Below are 18906 nucleotides of genomic sequence, written 5' to 3' on the forward strand. Positions count from 1 at the left end.
TCCGATCAGGGCCCCGCTTGCCGCCGGCTCAGTACAGCTGCGTAATCGGCGGCCGCACACCGTCCATCCTGGACTGGACTTCCGGCTCGACCGCCGGGCAATGCTTGCCGCGGCCCGGGAACGCGGCGTCGATCAGGAACGCGTCCGCGGCGTCCGTGACGCACTGGCTCTTCTTGAAGTACGCGCCGTGGCCCCAGCCGTCGTAGGTGAGCAGCGGCGCGCCGGACTGCTGCGCCGCGCGCACCGCCCAGCTGTACGGCGTGGCCGGGTCGTAGCGGCTGTTCAGGATCAGCATCGGCACGCCCGGCCGGATCGACAGCGGGTGCTGCGGGTTGCGCACCGGGCTCGGCCAGCCGGCGCATCCGGCCGCCGCGGTCCAGCCCAGCGGCGAGAAGTGCAGGTCGGGCGAGACCCGGGAGAGCGCGCGCCGGTAGTGTTCGAGCTGCGAGTAGCTGTCGATCGGCAGCCGCCAGTCGGAGCAGAAGATGCTGGCGAACGGGTCCGGGATGGGGAGGTCGTCCTTGGCGAAGGCCGCCGCGGCCGGTTTTCCGGCGCGCAGGTCGACCAGGCTCTTCGCGAGCTTGTCCCAGGTCGGGCCGTAGAAGTTCCGCGAGACGAGGCCGACGAACGCCATCGGGTCGAGCCGGTCGTCCGGGGTGCCGAGTTCGCCGCGTTCGGCGCGGGCGTACAGGTCCGCCACCACCGCGCGGACGTTCTGGCCGTGCAGCGCGCACGACGTCGTCCGGTCGCACCAGCCGGTGAACTGCTCGAACAACTCTTGCGTGGCCTGGGTTTCCGCCCGCAGGAATTCCCAGGTGCCGCGGATGGAGTGGTCCATGTTGCTGTCGAGCACCAGCGCGCGCACCCGGTCCGGATACGTCTCGGCGTACTGCTGGCCCATCAGCGTGCCGTAGGAAACGCCATAGTAGGTGAGCTTCTGGTCGCCGAGCGCGGCGCGGATCGCGTCCATGTCGCGCACCACGCTGCGCGTGTCGGAGCGGCTGGCGAGCGGCCCGGTGATCCGGTCGCAGCTGCGGCCGAGCGCGCGGTTGTACGCGAGCAGCTGCTGGAATTCGGCGGAATCCTTCGGCAGCACCGGGTTTTTCGCGGTGATCTCGTCGAGCCCGCACTGGATCGCGGTGCTTTCCCCGACCCCGCGCGGATCGAACCCGACCGTGTCGAACCGCGCGGCGACCTTCGGCGACAGCGACCAGCCGCTCTGCACCTCGCCCGCACCCGCGCCGCCCGGCCCGCCCGGATCCATGAGCACCGAACCGATCCGGTGCGCGGGATCGGTGGCCTTGCGCCGCGCGAGCGCGAGCTGAATCGTGCCGTCGCCGGGACGGTCCCAGTCGAGCGGCACGGTGAGCTTGCCGCACTCGACCCCCGGCGCGGTAGGACACGGCTTCCAGTCGATGGCGGCGGGCGAGGCGCTCGCCGGCGCCGCGGTGAACAACGTGACCGCCGCGACGGCGGCGACGGCCAGTTTCCTGCCCAGACCCAATGCCCTGCCCCTTCGGCGTGAACTGGAGACGTCAGAGCCCTCGATCTTGCCAGAAGGTGACCGGTGCCACTAGGGCGGGTCATTGTCCTTTGTGGACGGTTCGGGTGCTGGCGAGATGTATTGGGAAGACAAGCGGAATTCGTCCGTCGGGCCGGGCCAGTGCTGGTGCTTCGGTGTAGAAGGCGGTTTTCAGCGCGCTGGAAGCCGCTGCGCTCAGCGGGAAGAGGTTGTAGACGGACGAGACGAAATCCCAGACCTGATCGAGCGAACCGCTGAAATCGATCTCCTCGGTGCGCCACTGAACGGGGCCGAACCCGGCCGCCCCGAGGATTTCGTCCAGCCCGGCCCGCGTCCTCGTGCGCTTGTCGCCGAGCGGAGACAACCGCTGTTCAGCCGGGACTTCGGAGAGGGTTTCCCGCAACAGCTTGCCGAACAGCGTGCGGGCTTCGCCTCTGTCCGCGGTGCCGCTGGTGCCGCTGAGGACAAGCGAGAGCTGCCCGCCCGGCCGCAGTACGCGAGCCAGTTCCGCGGCCACCTGGTCGATGTCAGTCATCAGCATGAACGCCATGTGCGAGACACCGGCATCGAAAGCGTGGTCCGCGAACGGCAGTTGCTGCGCCCGCCCCTCCACCGCCGTCGCCGAACGCTGTTTGGCGAGGGCCAGATCGGTACTGGACAGGTCGATCCCGACGGCCTGATGTCCCGCCGCGGCAAGGAGGTCGAGCAGAAATCCGTCGCCGCAGGCGAGGTCGAGCACGCGTCCCGCACCGGCGATCTCGTCCCGGAGAAGCTCGTAGCTCGATCGCCCGCCGGTGTTCTGACCGCCGCTGAAGATTCGCGACGTAACCGCCGGATGGCTCGCGTGGAAGGCACGAAAGAAGGTTTCTTGCGCGGACCTGGTCACTCTCCCAACTTACGCACCGACGCGAAATCCCGCGCTCTTAGTAGAATCACCGGATGGCGGACGTGGCGACCGATCGGCGCGAGGCCGAGGTCTGGTGTTCCTACCAGCGCGTGCAGCGGGCGCTCGGCAGCGCGCTCGACCGGCAGCTGGAGCGCGCCGCCGGGATCTCCGGGGCCGACTACGCCCTCCTCGTGCCGCTCGCGAACGAACCGGACGGCGTGCTGCGGATGCGGGAACTCGGCGCGACCGTCGAATGGGACCGCAGCCGGTTGTCGCATCACGTGAGCCGGATGTGCAAGCGCGGGCTGGTCACGCGGGAGAACTGCACCGAGGACGCGCGCGGGGCGAACGTCCGGCTCACCGACGCCGGGCGGGCGGCGGTCGCGGCGGCCAAGGACCAGCACGGCGAACTCGTGCGCCGGTATTTCTTCGACCAGGTCAGCGGGCCCGAACTGGAGCTGCTCGGCCGCGTGTTCTCCCGGATGCTCGCCCGGCTGGCGCAGGACTGACCGGGCTCGTCAGCGCTCCGTGCGGGCGCGGTAAGCGGTGCGCCGCAGTCTTGCCGCATCGCCTACCGATCCAGGGGAGCAGAGATGACCAGCAAGACCGTTCTCGTGTCCGGCGCCAGCGTCGCGGGCCCGTCCGCCGCCTACTGGCTGCACCGGTACGGCTATTCGGTGACCGTCGTCGAGGCCGCGCCGCGGCTGCGGCCCGGCGGCCAGGCCGTCGACTTCCGCGGCGAGCAGATGAAGCTCGTCGAAGCGATGGGCCTGCTCGACGACCTGCGGGACCACGAGACCGCGCTGCGCGAGCAGGTGCAGCTCGACCCGGCCGGAAAACCCGCGTTCACCCTGCCGAGCGGGTTCACCAACGGCGAGCTGGAAGTCCTGCGCGGCGACCTCGCCCGCATCCTGTACGAGCACACCAAGGACCACACCGAATACGTCTTCGGCGACCGCGTCACCTCGCTCGCCGAGACCGCCGACGGCGTCGACGTCACCTTCCGCCACGGTGCGCCGCGCCGGTTCGACCTGGTCGTCGGCGCGGACGGCGTCCACTCCGGCGTGCGCACGGCCGCGTTCGGCCCGGAGGCGAAATTCCGCACCGACCTCGGCTACCACGTCGCCGGGTTCACCGCGCCCAACCACCTGCGCCTCGACCACGCCGGCCTGCTCTACAACGAACCCGGCCTCGGCGCGATCGTCGCCAGCCACCGCGACCCGGCGACGGTCACCGTCGGTCTCGCCTTCCGCGGCGACCCGGACGGCTACGGCCGCCCCGACCTGGCCCGGCAGAAGGACATCGTCACCGAGGTCTTCGCCGGCGCCGGATGGGAACTCCCGCAGCTGCTCACCGCCGTGGCCGACGCGCCTGACCTGTACTTCGACACTGTCGGCCAGATCAAGCTCGACAGCTGGTCGCGCGGTCGCGTGGTACTGCTCGGCGACGCCGCCTGGTGCGCCGGACCGGGCGGATCCGGCACCGGCCTCGCGATGATGGGCGCGCAGGTGCTCGCCGGGGAGCTGGCCGCGGCCGACGACCACGTCACCGCGTTCGCTCGCTACGAGCAGCGGTTGCGCAAGCCCGCCCGCGTCGGACAGCGCAACGGAGCCGGTTCGGGCGACTTCCTGGTCCCGGCCACCGAAGAAAAACTGCGCAAGCGCAACCGGATGTACCGTTCGCTGGCCGGCCCGATCGGCCGCCGCGTCTTCGAGTACCTGGGCAACCGCGCGGCGAACGCGGTCAAGTACCGCGAATACCCGCAACCCCGTGCGCATGCCTTGCCTTGACGCGGACGGCAAGGTTTAGCGTCGAAGACATGCGGATCGGCGAACTGGCTCAGCGGACCGGGACCACCACGCGGGCCCTGCGCTTCTACGAGGCACAGGGCCTGCTCCCGGCGGCGCGCGCGGCGAACGGCTATCGCGAGTACGACGAGAACCACCTGCGGCTGGTCAGGGAAATCCAGACCCTGCGCACGGTCGGGTTCAGCCTCGACGACACGCGCCCGTTCGTCGACTGCCTCCGCACCGGCCACGACGCGGGCGACGCGTGCCCGGCGTCGGTCGAGGTGTACCGGCGGAAGCTGGAGGAGGTCGAGGCCTGCATGCGCGACCTCGCCGCGGTCCGCTCCGCCCTGCTCGACAAGCTCGCCGCCGCCACCGCGCGCCCGGCCGATCCGTGCGCCGCCCCTGCCGAACTCGAGGAGTCCCGATGACCACCGACGCCACCTTCGCCGCCGACGTGCTGGAACACGACCAGCCCGTTTTGGTCGATTTCACCGCCGACTGGTGCCCGCCGTGCCGGATGATCGCGCCGGTGCTCGCCGAGATTTCCGCGGAGCGCCCCGGACTCACCGTGCGCGCGCTGAATACGGACGAAAACCCCGAAACGATGCGCGCCTATCAGGTGATGGCGCTGCCGACGCTGATGCTGTTCCGCGACGGAGCCCCGGTGGCGTCGTTCGTCGGGGCCCGGCCGAAGGCGAAACTGCTCGCGGAATTGGACGAACTTCTGGGCTGAACCGGTGGATTTCCCCGGTTGCCCGGTGGCCCGGTGACGGAACCGGTACAAAGAGTGCACGACTTCGGGGAGCCGTGCCATGACCGCTTTCGTGCGCTCTTACCTGTTCCTTCGCCGCGCCATCGGGGTGCTCGGGATCCTGCTGCCGATCGTCGTGATCGTCGGCAAGGAACTGATCGAGGGCGGCGGCCTGCTCGGCTCGCTGAGCGGCTATTACTACAGCGATCTGCGGAACGTCTTCGTCGGCACGCTGTGCGCGATCGGCGTCTTCCTGATCGCCTACCGCGGTTACGGCCGCGTCGACGACATCGCGGCCAACGTCGCGGCGGTCGCCGGCATCGGTGTCGCGCTCTTCCCGACCCAGCCGGCCTCACCGACGCCCACGCAGCACGCGATCGGCGTCGCGCACCTCGTGTTCGCCGCGATCTTCTTCCTCACCCTCGCGTTCTTCTGCCTCTTCCTGTTCACCAAGGACGACGGCGCGCCGACCAAGCGCAAACGTTCGCGCAACGCGGTCTACCGGACGTGCGGCATCGTGATGCTCGCGTGCCTGGTGCTGATCGTGGTGAATGGCCTGTTCTTCAGCGCCGCCACCGCGGCCTGGCATCCGACGCTGTGGCTGGAGTCGCTCGCGGTGTTCGCATTCGGGTTCGCGTGGCTGACGAAGGGCCAGACGCTGCTGGGCGACCAGCCTCAGCCCAGCTTGGCGTAAGCCTCCGAGACCTGGGTGAGCCAGGCGACCTCGGCGGCGAACGTTTTCGCGTCGTGGTCGTCGAACGCGCCGTTGTCGTGGTTTTCCGACGGAGCGACGCCGGAGGTCTTCGCCTCCAGCGCCTGGCGGATCTTGCGGGCCTCGGCCATCGCCTGGTCGCCGTCCGGGGTGTCGGCGCGGTCCATGTACGGCCGCAGCGCCCGCCAGCCGTCGCGGATCTCGATGACCCGGCGGTGCAGCCGGTAGTGCAGGTCCGACCAGTGCCGATCCGGGTCACCCTCGGTCGGCGGTTCCAGCGCGATGCCCGGCGAGGATTCGTACAGCGAATGCCACAGCGGGTAGAGCGCGCGATAAGAACGGTAATTGCGCTGCCAGCGCGCGAGCGCCGACACGTGCTCGCCCCACGACGGCATGGTCAGCCCGAACGACACGATCACGATGCCCAGCGCGCTGAACACCGACGGCAGGATCGCCCACGGGCCGAGACGCCAGCCGAGCGCCGGGCTCACGATGTTCACCGCGCGCGTGGCGCAGTAGCAGAACAGCACCACCGCGCCGACCGCGAGCGTCCGCAGCGTCCGGCGCAGCCACACTCGCGACGTGCTTCGCGCGTACGGCCGGCATTGCAGGTAGATCGTCACGCACGGCACTGCCTGCGAAATGATGAACAGCAGGAGGTACGTGAGAATCACCGGGTCGCTGCTGCCCACCGCGAAAGCGGTGCCCGGGGTGCCCGGCTTGTTGCCGATGAAGAACAGCACGGTCAGCACGACGAACAGCGCCGCGCCGGAAACGATCCACGCCCGGATCTGCGTGCGGATTTCCGCGGGCGGATTCGCCCAGAGCATCAGCAGGAGCTGCGCGCTGATGCAGTACGCGACCGCGGCCAGGTGCAAGATCAAGATCGCCAGATTGGGTATCCCGAACAGCGAGCCGATGCTGAGCGAGAGCGCGCCGAGGGTGAAGGTGACGCACTGCAGGATCAGCGTCGTCATCAGCACGATGTAGGCCGGGTCGCGCCACGAGCGGCGCATCGAGAAAAGCTTGTACAGCAAGGCCGCGTACGAGGAGACCGCCGACAGTGAGAATAAGATGATCTTCAGAGTGTTCACTCGCGCCCCCGGAACGCGGTCAGTGCCCGGCGGGCGGAACGGTGTGCGCGGCAACCTTGGCGGAATTGTTCACGATCGGCGACCATACACCACCGCAAGTGCCGGAACTAGGGCCGGAAAACTGGTTCTGGCCTGGGCGAATTCCGAGTGGATCTCGGGTGTCGGCGGCCTGCTCGGCAACAGTCGCGGGTAGCCCCGCGGTGAACAATGGGCGGCCGGGCCCGGACCGGCCGCCGCGGAAGGCACCCCTGACTAGGGTGTCGTCATGAATCTTCAGGTGGTGATCGGGTACGGACCGGCGGGGGCGGCCACCGCCGCGTTGCTGGCCGAACGGGGAGAACGAGTCCGGGTCATCGGCCGTTCGCCCCGGGAGAACGAACCGGGGCTCGAGCACGTCGCGCTCGACGCCGCCGACCAGGCCGCACTCGTCGAAGCGACCAAGGGCGCGGCGGCGATCTACAGCTGTGCGAGCCCCCCTTATCCTCGGTGGGCGACCGATTGGCCGCCGCTGCAGGCCTCGATGTGCGCCGCCGCCGAGGCCAATGACGCGCTGCTGGTCTCGCTGGGCAATTTGTACGGCTATGGCCCGGTCGACGGTCCGCTCACCGAGAATCTGCCGCTCGCGGCCACCGGAACCAAGGGCCGGATCCGGGCATTGCTCTCCGAACAACTGCTCGCATTGCACGGCGAAGGCCGCATCCGCATGGTCGAGGTGCGGGCTTCCGATTTCTTCGGTCCCGGAGTGACCGACGGCGGACATCTCGCCGCCCGGGTGGTTCCGAACGTGCTGCGGGGACGAAAAGTGCAGGTGCTCGGCGATCCGGACGCCCCGCACAGTTGGACGTACATTTCCGATGTCGCGCGCACGCTGGTCGCCGCCGCCCGCGAAGAAAAGGCGTGGGGCAAGGCTTGGCATGTGCCCACTGGTCCGCCGAGGTCCGCTCGCGTGATGGTCGCGCTGTTGTGCGAGGCGGCCGGAGTGCCTCCGGTGGCTGTGCAACGCCTTTCCCCGACGTTACTGAAGGCGGGGGCGCTTGTTTCGCCGATGTTGCGCGAGCTGGGGGAGGTCCGGTACCAGTTCGACCGCCCCTACCAGCTCGATTCCCGTGCGGCACAGGAATTTTTCGGGATTGCACCGACCCCGGAGAAAGATCAAATGGCCGGAACTGTGGCCTGGTGGCGTGATCGCTTGGCTACCGTGAGTTGAGTTGCCTGTGCATTCCTCCGCACCTTGCCCAATGCACTTGAAAAACTGGGTAAGAACGGGCAATCTCGGTGTCGACTGGGTGGGAATCGGCACGAGGAAGTCATGCCATGGGGTCTGCAACATCTGGGCGGGAAGAATCCGAAAATAGCCAGGACATCGCCGTTGTCGGAATGGGATGCCGTTTTCCGGGGGCGCGCAACGTCAACGAGTACTGGGATCTGCTGAGCGAGCCCAAACCGCAGTTTCGGCGGGTGCCGGATTCGCGGTGGCGGCGCGACGCGTTCTACCACGACGATTTCCGGGACAGCACCGCGGCCTACTCCGACCGGATGGCGCTGCTGGACGACGTCGGGGACTTCGACGCGGGGCACTACAAGATCCCGCCGCGGCGGGCCAAATCGCTCGACCCGCAGCACCGGCTGCTGGTCGATCTGACCCGCGAGGCACTGCAGGACGCGGGGTGGGAAGCCGAGGGCTTCGACCGCGACGACACGTCGGTGATCATGTCGCTCAGCGACAGCGGATACCGCGACATGAGCACGCTGCACCTGCGGCTGAAGCAGCTGATCGGCGGCGAATTCGGCCGGGCGGGGGATCCGGCGATGGCCGAGGCGGCGTCCGCGGTCAGCGGCCTGCACGCCACCGCGATGGCCGGGCTGCTGCTCAACATGGGCCCGAGTTCGATCAGCAACGTCTTCGACCTGCACGGCGAGAGCTACGCGCTCGATTCGGCCTGCTCCGGCGGGCTGACCGCGGTGGCGAACGCGGTGTTCGCGCTGCGGGCGGGCCGCTGCCGGATCGCCGTGGCCGGCGGCGCGCAGCTGATCCTGGCCCCGGACCTGTTCGTGGGCCTGTGCCGGATCGGCGCGATCTCGCGGGCAGGCGAATGCCGTCCGTTCGACCGCCGCGCCGACGGGTTCGTGCTCGGCGAGGGGGCCGGCGTCCTGGTGCTGCGCCCGCTCGCGGACGCGCGGGCGGCGGGGGACCGGGTGTACGCGGTGATCCGCGGCGTCGGACTGTCCAACGACGGCACGGTCAAGGGCGGCATGATGCCGCAGGAGTCCGGCCAGCTGCTGGCGCTGCGGCGGGCCTACCGGGACGCGGGCGTCGACCCGGCGTCGGTCGGCTTCCTGGAGGCGCACGGCACCGCGACGGCGGTCGGCGACGACGTGGAGATCAGCGCGCTGGCCGAACTGCGCCGCGGCGCGCGGAATCCGGCCTATCTCGGCGCGGCCAAGTCGGTGGTCGGGCATTCCCTTGGCACGGCGGGACTCGCCGGGCTGATCAAGTCCATTTTGTCCGTCCACAAGGGACAGATTCTGCCGCAGCCGGATTTCGAGCCCGCTGGTCATCTGCCGTTGCGGGACGCCGGGCTCGAGGTGGCCGGCCAGGTCACGCCGTGGGACAGCGACGGACCGCGCCGGGCCGGGGTGAGCGCGTTCGGCTTCGGCGGTTCGAACGTGCACGTGGTCATCGAGGAAGCGGCGCAGGAATCTCCGCCCGCCGAGGCGCCGCGGCTGCTGCTGCTCACCGCGCGGGACCGGACCGGGCTGGCCCGGCATGCCCGGGAGGTGGCCGAGACGCTCGGCAGCGAGAACCCGCCGCTGGCCGCCGTCGCGGGCACGCTCGCCCGCCGGACGCTCTTCCCGGAACGGCTCGCGGTGGCCGCGGACGACGTCGCCGACGCGATTTCCAAGCTGGTCGCCGCGTCGGTCGCGCTCGAATCCGGGTCGAGCGGCGAGCTGGTTCCGGGGGTGTTCGCCGGTGTCGTGTCCCCAGGGGAGGAGCCGGTCGAGGACGGGCCGCCGGCCGAGCTGGCCCCGCGTGCGGTGACCGGGGCCGGGTTGAGACCGGTCGCGGACGGCTTGCCGCGCTGCACGCTGCCGCCGAGCCCGCTCAGCCCGCGTCGGCACTGGGTGGTCGACGACGCGAAGCTCGCCAAAGCGCAAACGCTGGAGCCGCTCGGCGCCTCCGCGGCGCCGGTCGAGGAGACCGAGGAGACGACGTCTGCGCGGGATGTGCTGGCGGTCGTGCTGGAAGAAGTCGCGCGGACTACCGCGTATCCGGTCAGCGAGTTGTATGCCGGGCAGTTGCTCGTGGACGATCTCGGATTCGATTCCTTGATGCTCACCGAGTTGGAGGGGCGGCTGCGGAAGCGGTTTCCGGGGCTGCCGTTGGAAGTCGAGCAGTCGGGGGCGCTGACGGTGGGGGCGGTGGCCGGGTTGCTCGCTCCGGCAACGGCTTTGGCGCCTGCCGCGCCGGTGTCCGCTGCTCCGGCTCCGTCTTGGGATCCGGCCAGTGCGGCGATCGAGGAGTTTCCGGAGGCGGCGGCGATCGAGGCGCGATTGAAGGAATTCGACGACCTCGGGGTGCCTAATCCGTACTTCCGCAAGCATCAGGGGCGGATGGACGCCACGACGGCGGTGTCCGGGCGGGAGTATCTGTCCTTTTCCAGCTACAACTACCTCGGGCTGGCCGGGCATCCGGCGGTGACCGCGGCGGTGCACGAGGCGGTTGAGCGGTACGGGACTTCCGTGTCCGGCAGCCGATTGCTTGCTGGGGACCGGGATTTGTCACGGGATCTGGAGACGGAACTCGCTGCGTTTCTCGGGGTCGAGGACAGTCTTGTGCTGGTGAGCGGGCACGCGACGAATGTCGGGGCGATCGGGCATCTCGTGGGGCCCGGGGACTTGATCGTGCATGATTCGCTGGCGCACGACAGTATTCTGCAGGGCTGTGCGTTGTCCGGGGCTACGCGGCAGCCGTTTCCGCACAACGACATGGCGCGGCTGGAGGATGTGCTGCGGCGGTCTCGGGCGCGGTTTCGGCGGGTGCTGATCGTCGTCGAGGGCGTGTACAGCATGGACGGTGATCTCGCTGATTTGCCTGCGCTGATTGAGCTTAAGCGGCGTTATGGGGCGTTGCTGATGGTCGACGAGGCGCACAGTATCGGCACTATGGGGCCTCGGGGGGCTGGAGTCGGCGATCATTTCGCGGTCGACCGCTCCGGGGTTGATCTTTGGATGGGGACGTTGTCCAAGTCCCTGGCCGGGTGCGGGGGGTATCTGGCCGGGTCGGCCCGGGTGGTGCGGTGGTTGCGGTATTCGCTGCCCGGGTTTGTTTACAGCGTGGGGATTACTCCGGCCAATGCGGCTGCTTCCCTTGCTGCTCTTCGGGTGTTGCGGGAGGAGCCGGAGAGGTTGGTGCGGTTGCGGGAGAATTCCCGGTTGTTCCTTGAGCTGGCTTCTTCCGCCGGGTTGCCTACTGGGTCGGCGGGGGAGACGCCGATTGTGCCTTGTGTGGTTGGGGGGTCGGAGGTTGCGTTGAGGTTGGCTACTGCGTTGTATGAGCGTGGGGTTGTGGTGGATCCGATTCTTTATCCGGCGGTGGAGGAGTCCCAGGCTCGGTTGCGGTTCTTTATTACCAGCGAGCATCGGGAGGATCAGTTGCGGTATGCGGTCGGGGTGGTGGGGGATGAGTTGGCTCGGTTGCGGGTCGGGTGAGCGGCTCGTCGCCTGGCGGCGACATTGCGCCCGGTTTGGCGTGGGGCACCCCGAAGCTCGATTGTGCTGACGGTCGGTGGGTGCTTGTCAAGGCGGGAAAGATGCCTTGACAAGCACCCACCGACCGCAGGGAGGCTTCGTATCGGGGTGCGGGGGTGGGGCTGGGTGCCTCGCTGTTTGGGTGCATCGGTGCCTGTTTAGGGCCGTGAGGGAACCCTGGGGAATCTGGGCTGCGAAGGTGGCCTCACGGTGCGAGCGGCACCGGGGGGCTAGAGGAGCGAGCGTTCGATCCGGTCCATCGGCTTTTCCCCTGCTTTGGGGGTGGTCGCGATCGGCTTCGCGGGCGTGCCCATGCGTTCCGACAGCAGGAAGGCGATGATCTCCGCTTCCTGTTCCTGCGCGTCGTCATAAGTAGCGCGCATCAGCATGTCCCGGACGATGTCCGGGTCCAGGTTGGGGAACAGCGAGCGGGCGCTCTCGTCGTCCAGGAGACCCGAGCCGCGATGGCAGCAGATGATGTGACCCAGCTCGTGCAAGATGATGTGCTCCTGGTGCGCCCCGGTGGTGTTGGCGTCGAAGAAGATCAGGTCCTCGCCCCGTGCGGCTACCCACATTCCGCACGGGTGCGACGCGGGCATCGGCAACGGCACGAGGGTGATCGGCCGTTCGCGGATCTCGCCCAGGCGGGCGCAGAGGGTGGCCAGGTCGTACTTCGGCGGAAGGTCGAGTTCGGCGATCCGGCGGGCGCCTTCGTCGCGCATCCGCCGCAGTTGCTCGCGCCGCTGCGGGGCTTCGGACGGGGTGCCGGTCACCGTGCCGCTTCGTCCGTGACCGGGGGCAGCCCCTGCATCTTGCGGTACTGGTCCATGATCGTGGTGATCGCCTGGAGGTTCTCCTCGCGCATGCCCGCCGCGCGCATGGCTACCGCGCGGACGCCTGCCTGGCGCATCGCCTCCACGGCCGCCAGTTCGGACAGCACCGAGCCGGCGATCTCGTCGTCGAAGAAGTACGCGACGGAGACCCCGAAGAACTTCGCCAGCGCGGCCAGCAGCTCCTGAGACGGATTCGTCCGTTTGCCCGTGCGCAGCTGAGACAGATACACCGCGCCGACCTTCAGCTCCGGCGTCGCCCGCTTCAGTTCGGCTGCCACCTCGGCGTTCGTCCAGTGTCTTCCCTGCGGGCGCACCGTGCGGAAGAGGTCGTCGAGTCTGGAGGCCAGGGTGGGCCGGGCATCCGCCGGCTGAGTGTCTTCGGACATGCTGCTACGCCCCTCCAGTTGCAGCTGATTGCTCTCAGCTAAGGCGACTATCTCAGATTAGCTCACAGTTGACAATCGCCGGAGGGCTCCACAAGACTGTGCCTAACGAGATAGCTGGTGGCTAACTCGCCACATTCCGGGCAGAGAGCGGCAGGCGTAGTACCGGCCCGGGGCGACGCTGGGGGTGTCGCCCCGCTCGGTCCGCCGAGGCCGGGCCCGGAGGCAGCAGACGTGTCAGCGGACTGCCTCCGGGCCCGGCGCACTACGCCAGGTGCGGAACTTCAGATACGCGGCCGAGGACCGGCTCGCGGAGTAGTCAGCAGACGCCCGCCGGACCGGCGGATCGCGCTGGTCCGGCGGCCGTCCGTACTGATGCCGGGGGCTTCCGGTGCGGAACCTCCGGCGAGTATCAATGGCCAGCTGAGCTGTCGGCGAGGCGCTTCGGCTCGGTGGGTCGCGCCCGTCCGCGCTAATCCTCGAGGGCCTCCGACGCGGAACCCTTGGCGAGTGTCAGCGGACCGCTTCCGGCCTGGCGAACTGCCCATTCGTCCGCGCTAACGCCGGGCGCCTTCCGTCGCGGAACCCTCGGCGAGTGTCAGCGAACCGCTTCCGGACCGGCGAACTGCGCCCACTCGGCAGCCCACTGCGCCGCGCGCCGGTGGTCGAGCACGCGCCGCGCCGCCCAGAACGCGCCGCCCAGCACTCCGACCGCGCACAGCCAGCAGAAGGCCGCGACCAGCACGCCGTTCGTGACCGCGTCCGCGTGCGTCAGCGGGGCGGTGGTCTGCTTGCCGCTGTCGTCGAGCCAGATCTCGGTGGTCGAGCCCTCGGTCGCGGCCGCGGCGGGCACGGTGATGACGCCGGTCCGCTGCGCGCCGTTCGGCGGCTTCCAGACCGCGTTCACGCGCGCGGTGTTGGCGATCGGCGCGCTGTCGCCGACGGAAGCGGCCGGCTGCGTGGCCGTCGTGAGCACCGTGGCGGTGACCTGGTGCCGCGACTGCAGCTGCGCGTCCGACGCGGCGGTCTCCGCGGCGATGTCCTCGCTGCCGATCATCATGGCGAAGGGAATCGCGATGAGCGCCAGCAGCGTGGCGATCCCGGCGAGCACGCCTTCGATCCGGTCCGACCGTCGCACGAGCGGGTTGCGCACGGCGCCGAGCCGTCGGAGCAATCGTTTACCAGGGTGTGGTGGTCTGCCTGCCCGAGTCCTGTTCCGCATGCCTCTCATGGTCCTCTTTCGCGCGCGCGAGCGCTGTGTCCCGCACAACGTTTTTCACGTTTTTCCTGGGGATCCGGTGTGTTTTCGCTTACCCCGCGGCCTCGGGTTACCCGTGTGGGTGACGACGAGCGGAGGGTGGGGCGGTTTCCGCGCTCCGCGGGTGGTCCAGGCCAATGTCCCGGAGGCCGGTACGCGTTGCCTGGATTGATCTTTCGCCGGGATCGGCCGCGGATGGGTTGCGGCACCGACGGTTCGGCCCAGCGGCTCCTCGGCGGATCGTCTGGTTCGCGCGGTTCGCCTTGGCGGGTAAGCGATCTTGCCGCGGCATCGGTCGCGCGCGACTGTGTGCCGAATGTTCGCGCGGAGGTCACCGCGAGTTTCCGACGCGGACAGCCCGGGCAAGCTCGTCTTCCCGGGCCGTCGCGAAAACGTGCGCTGTCGTCCGGTCCGGAAGCGGGTCATTGCCGGGTACAAACCGCGCGGCGCTCCCGATAGCCGGGAACCATTCAGTCGACCATTCGAATCGTCGTCGTCGGGCTGTGCGAACGGCGCCGGGTGATCCCGTGTTCGGCGACGATTCCGAGTTGGATGCTGCGATCGGCGGGCGCCCAGTAGCCCGTGCGCACGAAATAGCCGTCCATTGTGCAGAGCCGGTTCGCGCTCTTGCGGGAACTGATCGCTTCCCAGCCCCATTGCCGCCCGGACTCCTCGACGCCGTTGCGCCGCACGTGCAGCCGCGGGTTCCCGATCTCCCGGCAGTACGCGCTGCCGTCCGCGATGTAGAGCACGCCGTCGACCTTGTAGAACCGCTTGCCGTCCAACAGGCTCACCTGGCCGGACAGGGTGAAGTGCACCCTGCCGCCATTGGCCCCGTCCATCGTCCAGTCGAGACAGAATTCCTTCGTCGGAACCTCGAGCGACTGGGTCATGGCCGTGTCTCCTTTGCTCGCCTGCCGGAGCGTCGAGGAAAATATAAGGAAGAAACGGGGTTCCGGCAGGTATCGGGAACCGTTTTCACCCAAAGAGGCCCAGTGGCCACGCATCGTGGTCGGCGCCCGATTAATCGGTGGAATTACCGCCGATGGGGTATCGCGGATACAATAAGTGAATTCCCCTTGCCCGAAACCGGTGGCCGCCCGCCGGTCCCGGCGGCGGCGGGCCGCGCGGGCCGTGTCGGCTGCGTGACCTCTCCCATGACACTTGTCATAGTCCCGAGCCTGTGCGACCCTCGGGTTATGACGACTGTCATGACCGCCGTGCGACCGGCCACCGCCGGTTCCGTGGCCGATCTCGTCCGCACCTGCTCGCCGGAATCGCTGAGCCGCCGGTTCACCCTCGGCGGCCCGATCGAACCGGCTGCGGTCCTCTCCCGGTACCAGCGGTTTCTCCTCGCCGGCACCGCGCTGGTCGCGGAGGTTTCCGACCTGCCCGCCGGGCTGCTGAACGCAGTTCCAGAGGATGACGGCCGGGTCGAGCTGGGACTGCTCGTCGCCGACCGGTGGCAGCGGCGGGGCATCGGCCGCGGTCTGGTCGGGCTGGCCGCGGAGCGGTGGCGAGGCTGGACGCTGCACGCCACCGTGCAGGAGGGCAATGTCGCCGCGGAAGGATTGCTGCGGGCGTGCGGGTTCCGCTTCGTCCCGGGGTACGGCGGCGAGAACGAGTACGAGCTGACGGTCACGGAGGAGACGCTCGATGAAGGAACGGCCGGCGCGCGACCGGATGGTCTTCAGCGCTGCGCAGTTGCTGCGTACGCAGGGCTTGAGCGGCACTGGGATGCGCGAGGTAGTAGCGCATGCCGAAGCGCCCCGGGGGTCGCTGCAGCACTACTTCCCGGGCGGTAAGGAGCAGCTGTTCGGCGAAGCCATCGACTGGACCGGCCGCTACGCCGCGCGCCGCGTGACGCGCGCCATGGAGTCTCTCGCGGACCCGACGCCGTCCGCGCTCTTCGCCGCGGTAGTCGAGTACTGGCGCGCAGAGTTCCTCGAGATCGGCTACGACGCCGGCTGTCCGTTGGTAGCGACAGTCGCCGACACGGCAGCGTCGAGCGAACCGTTGCGGGAGCGCGCGAACGACGCGTTCGTTGAGTGGCGGAAGCCCATCGTGTCCGCGCTGCAGCAGATGGGCGTACCGGCGGCGCGCGCGGCTTCGTTGGCAGTGTTGATGATCAGTGCGCTCGAAGGAGCCATAGTGCTGGCGCGCGTGGAGCGTGCGGTGACGGCGCTCGACACCGTTGTCGAGGAGCTGGGTCCAGTTCTCGACGCTGCAGTGGACAAGCGCCGCCGCCGCTAACGCCTGTCGAGCTTCGCGCGCAACGTGGCGACAGTGTCCGGGTCGTGCAGCAGTTCGGCGAAGTGTCTGGACTCCGACTCCATGCGCTCTTCGACGCTTCGGTCAGTGCGGTCGTGCAACAGTGCGCGGGTCGTCGTCAACGCGCGTACCGAACGGGCGGCGAGCGTCGTGACGCGTTCCGAGACCCGCTTACTGAGCGCTGTCTCGTCAGGGAGCACTTCGTTGACCAACCCGAGTTGCGCCGCTTCGGCTGCCGGCAGGCGTTCTCCGAACAGCAGCAGCTCCGTCGCTCGCTGCGGACCGACGCGGCGCGGCAGTGCGTAACTGCTGCCAAACTCCGGCACGAGCCCCAACGGGACGAAGGGGAACTGCAAGTAGCTGCGTTCGGTGGCGTAGACGAGGTCGCAGTGCAGCAGCAGGGTCGCGCCGATGCCAACCGCGGGACCGTCGACCGAGGCGACGACTACTGCCTGCGTCGCGAGCAACGCCTCTTGGAAGACCCGCGCGGGCGTCTTCGTGCGATCACCGGCTTCGTGCGCGAGGAAATCGCCGAGGTCGTTGCCCGCGGTGAACGCGCCGCCAGCTCCGCGCAGTACGACGATCGGCGTGCGGACAGTGTCGAAAGCGTCTGCGAGGGCGAGGTACATCGCCTTCGTGAGCGCGTTGCGCTTCTCCGGCCGATTGATGGTGATGGTGGTGACCTGGCCATCGACCGTGGTCTCGATGCTCATTCACAGCTCCGCAACGGCAGCGAGGAGCAGATCGACTTCCGCTGCAGTCGTGTACGGCGCGATGCCCGCGCGTACGGCACCAGTGTCGCCAAGGCCGAGATGCCGTGCGCACTCGATGGCGTAGAACGTCGAAGCAGGCGCGTTGATCCCACGCGCGCCGAGACGCTCGTACACCGCCTGCGGCGTCAGACCCGTGACTGAGAACAACACCGTCGGCGTACGGCGACGCGTCGGTGAGCCGTAGCGCACAACGCGCGGCAGCGCGGCGAGTCCGTCGTCCAATCGCTGCAGCAGTGCGTCTTCGTGCTCTTCAAGCGCAGTAAGCGACGTACGCAAACGTTCGCGACGGCTGCCTTCGCACGGCACGAGGTCGGCAAGGAAGTTGATAGCCGCGGTAGTGCCCGCGAGGAGTTCGTACGGCAACGTACCCAGCTCGAACCGCTCTGGAACCGCGTTGCTCGACGGCAGCAGCTTGTCAGGCTGCAGTGTCTCCAGGAGGTCCGGCGCGGCTGCGAGGAGGCCGAGGTGCGGTCCGAGGAACTTGTACGGCGAGCAGGCGTAGAAGTCTGCGCCTAAGGCGGCGAGGTCGACCGGCGCGTGCGGCGTCAGGTGCACGCCGTCCACGTAGCTCAGCGCGCCCGCTTCGCGCACCGCGCCGGTGATCGCCGGGATGTCCGGCCGCGTGCCCAGGAGATTCGAAGCAGCGGTGACCGCGACCAGCCGCGTCCGGTCAGTGAGCAGATCCGTGATGGACGACGTCGGCAACTCTCCCGTTTCGGGATCGAAGTCCGCCCAGCGGACAGTCGCGCCGCGCGCTTCGGCAGCCTGCACCCACGGCCGGACGTTGGCGTCGTGGTCCAGGCGGGTGACCACGACCTCGTCGCCCGGGCCCCAGTTCTTCGCGAGCGTGCGGGAGAAGTCGTAGGTCACCTGGGTCATGCTGCGACCGAACACGATGCCCTCCGGACGCGCGCCGAGCAGGTCAGCGACGGCTTGGCGGGCGTCGCGCACGACGCCGTCCGCGCGGCGCTCCGCCGCGGTGACAGTGCCGCGGTTCGCGATGGCGGCGCAGAGGGTCGAGGACACCGCTTCGCCGACCACGTCCGGGACCTGGGAACCACCAGGTCCGTCGAAGTGGGCAGCGCCGTTCTCGAGCGCGGGGAAGTGCTTGCGGATCGCGTTCACGTCGTAGGCCACGGCTGCCAGCTTGCCTGATCCCCGGGCGAGTGTCGTGCTCCGCGCGGGTGCGATCATGCCGCTGTCCCGTTGCCCTTGGAGAGGGGTTCGCTGGTGCTCGCCGAACAGGTCGAAAAACTGCTCGCCCAGCCGTTGCCGTGGCCGATCGTGCAGGCAGGAGACCCGGTGCTGCGCGCCGCCGCGCGGCCGTACGAGGGCGAACTGGGCGACGAGATGCTGTCGGCGCTGATCGAGGGCATGAGGGCGACCATGCACGCCGCGCCCGGGGTCGGCCTCGCAGCGCCGCAGATCGGCCTGTCGGTCCGGATCGCGGTGGTCGAGGACGGCGCGCGCGAACGCCCCGGCGTCGCCGAATCCACTCTCGCCACCCGCGGGATCGTGCCGCTGCCGTTCCGCGTGCTGGTGAACCCCGCCTACACCCGAGTGGGCGACGAAACCGCCGCGTTCTTCGAGGGCTGCCTCAGCGTGCACGGCTGGCAGGCCGTCGTCGCGCGAGCCCTGCGGATCCGCCTGCGCGGCAGCGACGAAACCGGTGCGGCCCTGGACGAGGAATTGTCCGGCTGGCCAGCGCGAATCGTCCAGCACGAGACGGACCATCTGCACGGCGTCCTGTACCTCGACCGAGCCGAACTGCGCTCCCTGTCGACCCACGAGGCCGTGGCCCGCCGCTGGACCCAGCCGACCCCCGCCCAGGCCGCCCGCGAACTGGGCTTCGACCTCCCCTGATTCCTTCGGCTCCGGTTTTTG

Annotated in this window: 19 protein-coding genes; 10 read left to right on the forward strand and 9 right to left on the reverse strand. The window is 69.1% G+C overall.

Annotated elements, in window-relative coordinates; translation table 11 throughout:
• Positions 1 to 28: 28 nt before the first annotated feature.
• Positions 29 to 1504: an alpha/beta hydrolase gene (locus tag F9C12_RS32620; protein ID WP_409462917.1), complete on the reverse strand. Its 1476-nt coding sequence runs from the start codon at positions 1502 to 1504 to the stop codon at positions 29 to 31.
• Positions 1505 to 1583: 79 nt separating this feature from the next.
• Entirely contained in the window at positions 1584 to 2408 is an 825-nt protein-coding gene (locus F9C12_RS32625) for a class I SAM-dependent methyltransferase (protein ID WP_409462918.1), read from the reverse strand.
• Between the two features lie 53 nt (positions 2409 to 2461).
• On the opposite strand from F9C12_RS32625, the gene F9C12_RS32630 reads away from it, so the two are divergent.
• The 5 genes from F9C12_RS32630 (at position 2462) to F9C12_RS32650 (ending at position 5643) form a co-directional block, all read left to right on the forward strand.
• Positions 2462 to 2917, forward strand: a complete 456-nt coding sequence (locus F9C12_RS32630) for a MarR family winged helix-turn-helix transcriptional regulator (protein WP_409185587.1) — start codon at positions 2462 to 2464, stop codon at positions 2915 to 2917.
• Between the two features lie 84 nt (positions 2918 to 3001).
• Positions 3002 to 4198: an FAD-dependent monooxygenase gene (locus tag F9C12_RS32635; protein ID WP_409462919.1), complete on the forward strand. Its 1197-nt coding sequence runs from the start codon at positions 3002 to 3004 to the stop codon at positions 4196 to 4198.
• Between the two features lie 29 nt (positions 4199 to 4227).
• Positions 4228 to 4626, forward strand: a complete 399-nt coding sequence (locus tag F9C12_RS32640) for a MerR family transcriptional regulator (RefSeq protein ID WP_409462920.1) — start codon at positions 4228 to 4230, stop codon at positions 4624 to 4626.
• Complete coding sequence (trxA, locus tag F9C12_RS32645) at positions 4623 to 4931, forward strand: thioredoxin (protein WP_409462921.1); 309 nt, start codon at positions 4623 to 4625, stop codon at positions 4929 to 4931. Before F9C12_RS32640 ends, trxA begins: the two co-directional genes overlap by 4 nt.
• 79 nt (positions 4932 to 5010) lie before the next feature.
• Positions 5011 to 5643 (forward strand): DUF998 domain-containing protein, encoded by a 633-nt coding sequence (locus F9C12_RS32650; RefSeq protein ID WP_409462922.1) that lies wholly within the window; start codon positions 5011 to 5013, stop codon positions 5641 to 5643.
• Here the strand turns inward: F9C12_RS32650 and F9C12_RS32655 are convergent.
• On the reverse strand, positions 5625 to 6755 hold the full coding sequence (locus F9C12_RS32655) for an MAB_1171c family putative transporter (RefSeq protein ID WP_409185592.1): 1131 nt from the start codon (positions 6753 to 6755) through the stop codon (positions 5625 to 5627). The genes F9C12_RS32650 and F9C12_RS32655 overlap by 19 nt on opposite strands.
• Positions 6756 to 7020: 265 nt before the next feature.
• On the opposite strand from F9C12_RS32655, the gene F9C12_RS32660 reads away from it, so the two are divergent.
• Entirely contained in the window at positions 7021 to 7962 is a 942-nt protein-coding gene (locus F9C12_RS32660) for an NAD-dependent epimerase/dehydratase family protein (protein WP_409185593.1), read from the forward strand.
• 170 nt (positions 7963 to 8132) lie between these two features.
• On the forward strand, positions 8133 to 11465 hold the full coding sequence (locus tag F9C12_RS32665) for an aminotransferase class I/II-fold pyridoxal phosphate-dependent enzyme (RefSeq protein ID WP_409462923.1): 3333 nt from the start codon (positions 8133 to 8135) through the stop codon (positions 11463 to 11465).
• A 269-nt stretch (positions 11466 to 11734) separates the two neighbouring features.
• Here F9C12_RS32665 and F9C12_RS32670 read toward each other — a convergent pair whose 3' ends face one another.
• From F9C12_RS32670 to F9C12_RS32685, 4 genes are all read right to left on the reverse strand, one after another.
• Complete coding sequence (locus F9C12_RS32670) at positions 11735 to 12277, reverse strand: toxin (protein ID WP_409185595.1); 543 nt, start codon at positions 12275 to 12277, stop codon at positions 11735 to 11737.
• Positions 12274 to 12723 (reverse strand): helix-turn-helix domain-containing protein, encoded by a 450-nt coding sequence (locus tag F9C12_RS32675; RefSeq protein ID WP_409185596.1) that lies wholly within the window; start codon positions 12721 to 12723, stop codon positions 12274 to 12276. Before F9C12_RS32675 ends, F9C12_RS32670 begins: the two co-directional genes overlap by 4 nt.
• Before the next feature lie 595 nt (positions 12724 to 13318).
• Entirely contained in the window at positions 13319 to 13873 is a 555-nt protein-coding gene (locus F9C12_RS32680; RefSeq protein WP_409462924.1) for a hypothetical protein, read from the reverse strand.
• A gap of 575 nt (positions 13874 to 14448) precedes the next feature.
• Entirely contained in the window at positions 14449 to 14871 is a 423-nt protein-coding gene (locus F9C12_RS32685) for a hypothetical protein (RefSeq protein WP_409185598.1), read from the reverse strand.
• Positions 14872 to 15189: 318 nt separating this feature from the next.
• Between F9C12_RS32685 and F9C12_RS32690 the strand changes: the two genes are divergently transcribed.
• Both F9C12_RS32690 and F9C12_RS32695 read left to right on the forward strand, forming a co-directional pair.
• Positions 15190 to 15783, forward strand: coding sequence for an N-acetyltransferase family protein (locus tag F9C12_RS32690; protein ID WP_409462925.1), 594 nt, complete (start codon positions 15190 to 15192; stop codon positions 15781 to 15783).
• Positions 15716 to 16231 carry a TetR/AcrR family transcriptional regulator gene (locus F9C12_RS32695; RefSeq protein ID WP_409186915.1) on the forward strand — a complete coding sequence of 172 codons (516 nt, stop codon included), beginning with the start codon at positions 15716 to 15718 and terminating at the stop codon, positions 16229 to 16231. Before F9C12_RS32690 ends, F9C12_RS32695 begins: the two co-directional genes overlap by 68 nt.
• On the opposite strand, the gene F9C12_RS32700 is transcribed toward F9C12_RS32695, so the two are convergent.
• Both F9C12_RS32700 and F9C12_RS32705 read right to left on the reverse strand, forming a co-directional pair.
• Positions 16228 to 16962, reverse strand: coding sequence for an enoyl-CoA hydratase-related protein (locus F9C12_RS32700; RefSeq protein WP_409462926.1), 735 nt, complete (start codon positions 16960 to 16962; stop codon positions 16228 to 16230). The genes F9C12_RS32695 and F9C12_RS32700 overlap by 4 nt on opposite strands.
• Positions 16963 to 18159, reverse strand: a complete 1197-nt coding sequence (locus F9C12_RS32705) for a cysteine desulfurase-like protein (protein ID WP_409462927.1) — start codon at positions 18157 to 18159, stop codon at positions 16963 to 16965.
• Positions 18160 to 18252: 93 nt separating this feature from the next.
• On the opposite strand from F9C12_RS32705, the gene F9C12_RS32710 reads away from it, so the two are divergent.
• Positions 18253 to 18885 carry a peptide deformylase gene (locus F9C12_RS32710; protein ID WP_409185602.1) on the forward strand — a complete coding sequence of 211 codons (633 nt, stop codon included), beginning with the start codon at positions 18253 to 18255 and terminating at the stop codon, positions 18883 to 18885.
• Positions 18886 to 18906: the final 21 nt, after the last annotated feature.

The sequence above is a fragment of the Amycolatopsis sp. GA6-003 genome (assembly GCF_046267895.1).
In the GTDB taxonomy this organism is placed as follows: Bacteria; Actinomycetota; Actinomycetes; order Mycobacteriales; family Pseudonocardiaceae; genus Amycolatopsis.